This is a genomic window from Litorilinea aerophila, assembly GCF_006569185.2.
GTDB lineage: Bacteria > Chloroflexota > Anaerolineae > Caldilineales > Caldilineaceae > Litorilinea > Litorilinea aerophila.
The window spans coordinates 1-3,170 of the sequence record NZ_VIGC02000068.1 but is presented as its reverse complement, the minus strand read 5'-3'; the positions used below and the strand labels follow the sequence as shown (position 1 = coordinate 3,170).

Here is a 3,170-nt window from a genome sequence, read left to right as displayed (position 1 = left end):
CCAGAGGTAGTGCCACCGAATTTCTGCCGTGGTATTTACGCCAGACTGTACTAGGTTTGAAAACGGACCAGGCCAGCCCGCCTCTGGACTGGGAGCCATCACCCTCGAACCATTACCCGCCGAAGAAGGTGAAGGGCCAGGGGGTGGGGACACCCAGGTACATGAGCGCCGAGCCCAGCAGGGCCAGGTTCTTGGTGAATTGAACCATCTCCATCTGCTTGACCTGTTCGTCTTCTACGGCCCAGAAGTTGTGCATCATGAAGGTGACCGGCAGGAAGAAGAGTACCAGCGCGATGACGCCGATGACAGGCTGGTAGCCGGTGAGCACGCTCAGGCCACCGATGAGCAACAATACACCGCTGCCGATCACGGCCAGGGTGGGCGCAGGTACTCCCTTGGACTGGGCGTAGCCGCTCAACATGCCGACCCGGGTGAAGTGGTTGAAGGCCATCATCAGGTAGTACACCCCGACGATGATGCGACCGATGAGAAAAGCAATTTCCATGACTGATCCTCCTTGGATGCGAATGGAACCGATGTGAATGGAACCGATTGACGCTTGCCAAATTTGGCCAGATCTGCTTGAATCCTATCCATAACCCAAAAGCGGACTTGAGTCCGCTTGCGGCTTTGATTGTAATGGGTTTAGACTGGATTGTCAACACGAATTGTGGCTGTGCGGGGGTATGCCCCCACATCTTGTCGATTTTTCGTATTGATTCCCATCTCGGTTCTTTGTCACGGTTGATTGATTTCTGCTCCAGCATTCTGGTGACCACTGTCCAGGCCATGACTTCCCAACCCATCTACCTGTTGGACTCCGTTGAAGACTTGTGTCACCGCTCGCCCCAGGAGCGCCGGGACGCGGCAGAAAATCGCTCCCGGCTGCTGGAGACCGCCCAGGAGCTCTTCGCCCAGCATGGCGTTGCGGCCGTCCACATGGCCGCCATCGCCGAGGAAGCGGGGGTGGGCAAGGGGACCCTCTACCGACGCTTTGCCAACAAGGCGGAGCTGTGCATGTCCCTCATGGACCAGCAGTTCAGCGAGTTTCAGGAGCATGTCCTGACCCAATTGCGGACCATGACCAATGAACAGACCCCGTTCCTGGAACAGCTCCAGTGGTTCCTGTGTGAGCTGGCGGACTTTATCCAGCGGCATATTCCCCTGCTGGCCGAGATCCAGCGGGAAGGTGTGCTGGGGGCTACGGAAACCACCGCACCCCATTTCATCTGGCAACAGATGACGGTGCGTGGTCTCTTGCGGGCGGCCCGGGGCAAGGGCGAGCTGGCGGCCTATTTCGACATCGAGCTGCTGGCTGAAATGTTCCTGGCCCCGCTGACCGCGCCCTACTGGCAGTACCTGGTGGAGGTCCGGGGTTTTACGAAAGAACGCCTCTGCGCTGGCCTGCGCACCCTGGTCCACACCCTCCTGGCTCAGTCATCCCAGCCAGGGTAAAGGCCGTCCTTGGGGTGCCGGATGCACGGTAGGGGCGGGCCTCCGTGCCCGCCCGAAGCGGGCCGCCACAGGGGGCGGCCCCTACCGAAGGTGCGGCTGGGAGCCGCACGCGGTCGCCACGTCCTGGGCGGATGAAGGGGCGGCGACAAAGCGCTGGTTGGGATGTAGGGGCGAAAAGTTTTCGCCCCGATTCACCCCAGACAGGTGAAGGGAGGGCGACGGATGCGCGGTCGGGGCGGGGCTTGCCAGGCCCGCCGTCGCCAGGGATTGGGTCGAATCTGCGAAGATGGTGATACAATAGACCAGCCCATTCTGAAATCGAATTTGGACGAACTCCCGTTTCAAAATACGTAAAAAACACGGGAAGCAGCACAAAGTTAGGAGAACGCATGCGGGTTTTACTGATCGGAAACGGGGGGCGGGAACACGCCATCGCCTGGAAGCTGAGTCAGTCGGATCGGGTGGAGCGGATCTTTGTGGCCCCCGGCAATGGCGGCACCGCCACCCTGGCCAAGGCGGAGAACGTGGCCCTGTCGACCGAGGATCTGGCAGGTCTGCGGGACTTTGCCGCCGCCAACGCCATTGACCTCACCCTGGTGGGACCCGAGGCACCCCTGGTGGCCGGCGTGGTGGATGTGTTCCAGGAGGCGGGCCTCCCCATCTTTGGCCCCACCAGGGCCGCCGCCCAGATTGAAGGATCCAAGGCTTTTTCCAAACAATTCATGGAAAAATACGGCATCCCCACCGGCCGGGCCCAAATTTTCGACGACTTCGACCAGGCCACCCGCTACCTGCGCAGCCTGGATGGCGTCCCTGTGATCAAGGCCAGCGGCCTGGCTGCGGGCAAAGGCGTGATCCTGCCGGAGACCCGTAGCGAAGCCGCTGCCGTGCTCCACGCCATGCTGGTGGAGCGCCAGTTCGGCGATGCCAGCGCCCAGGTCCTGGTGGAGGAGCGCCTTTCCGGCCCCGAGCTCTCGGTGCTGGCCTTCTGCGACGGGGAAACCCTGCGGGTGATGCCTGCCGCCCAGGACCATAAACGTCTGTTGGACGGCGACTATGGCCCCAACACCGGCGGCATGGGCGCCTTCGCCCCTTCGCCCCTGGCCACCCCCGAGCTGCTGGCTCAGGTCAGCGCAGAAATCCTGCTGCCCACCGTCCAGGGCCTGGCCGCGGAGGGTACGCCGTACGTGGGAGTGCTCTACGCCGGCCTCATGTTGACCCCGGCCGGCCCCAAGGTGTTGGAGTTCAACTGCCGCTTCGGCGACCCGGAGACCCAGGTGATCTTGCCCCTGCTGGAAAGCGATCTGGCTGAGATCTGCCTGGCCTGCGTGGAGGGCCGCCTGGAGACGGTGACGCCCTCCTGGCGCGCTGGCGCCGCCGTGACCGTGGTCATGGCCTCGGGCGGCTATCCGGGCGAGTACACCACCGGCGTAGAGATCACCGGCGTGGAAGCGGCGGAAGCCCTGGGCTGTCTGGTCTTCCATGCCGGCACCAAACGCCAGGATGGGCGCCTGCTCACCGCCGGCGGGCGGGTCCTGGCCGTTACAGCCCTGGGCGACACCATCCAGGCCGCGGCCCAGGCTGCCTACCAGGGGGTGGCCCAGATCCACTTCAACCAGGCCCACTACCGCCGGGACATCGGGCTCCAGGCATGACGGGACTGACTACGGCCTGGCGTCAATACCACGGCAGAAATTCGGCGGCACTACCTCTGG

At 63.1% G+C, this 3,170-nt stretch carries 3 protein-coding genes; 2 read left to right on the top strand and 1 reads right to left on the bottom strand.

Features of this window, described 5'->3' with window-relative positions:
• Window positions 1–112: 112 nt before the first annotated feature.
• Window positions 113–505: a DoxX family protein gene (locus FKZ61_RS23580; protein WP_141612617.1), complete on the bottom strand. Its 393-nt coding sequence runs from the start codon at window positions 503–505 to the stop codon at window positions 113–115.
• Window positions 506–789: 284 nt separating this feature from the next.
• Here FKZ61_RS23580 and FKZ61_RS23575 point away from each other — a divergent pair, with 284 nt between their 5' ends.
• Together FKZ61_RS23575 and purD are read left to right on the top strand one after the other, a co-directional pair.
• Window positions 790–1,455 carry a TetR/AcrR family transcriptional regulator gene (locus FKZ61_RS23575; RefSeq protein WP_229964381.1) on the top strand — a complete coding sequence of 222 codons (666 nt, stop codon included), beginning with the start codon at window positions 790–792 and terminating at the stop codon, window positions 1,453–1,455.
• Between the two features lie 389 nt (window positions 1,456–1,844).
• Complete coding sequence (gene purD / locus FKZ61_RS23570; RefSeq protein ID WP_141612615.1) at window positions 1,845–3,110, top strand: phosphoribosylamine--glycine ligase; 1,266 nt, start codon at window positions 1,845–1,847, stop codon at window positions 3,108–3,110.
• The last annotated feature ends 60 nt before the right edge of the window (window positions 3,111–3,170 follow it).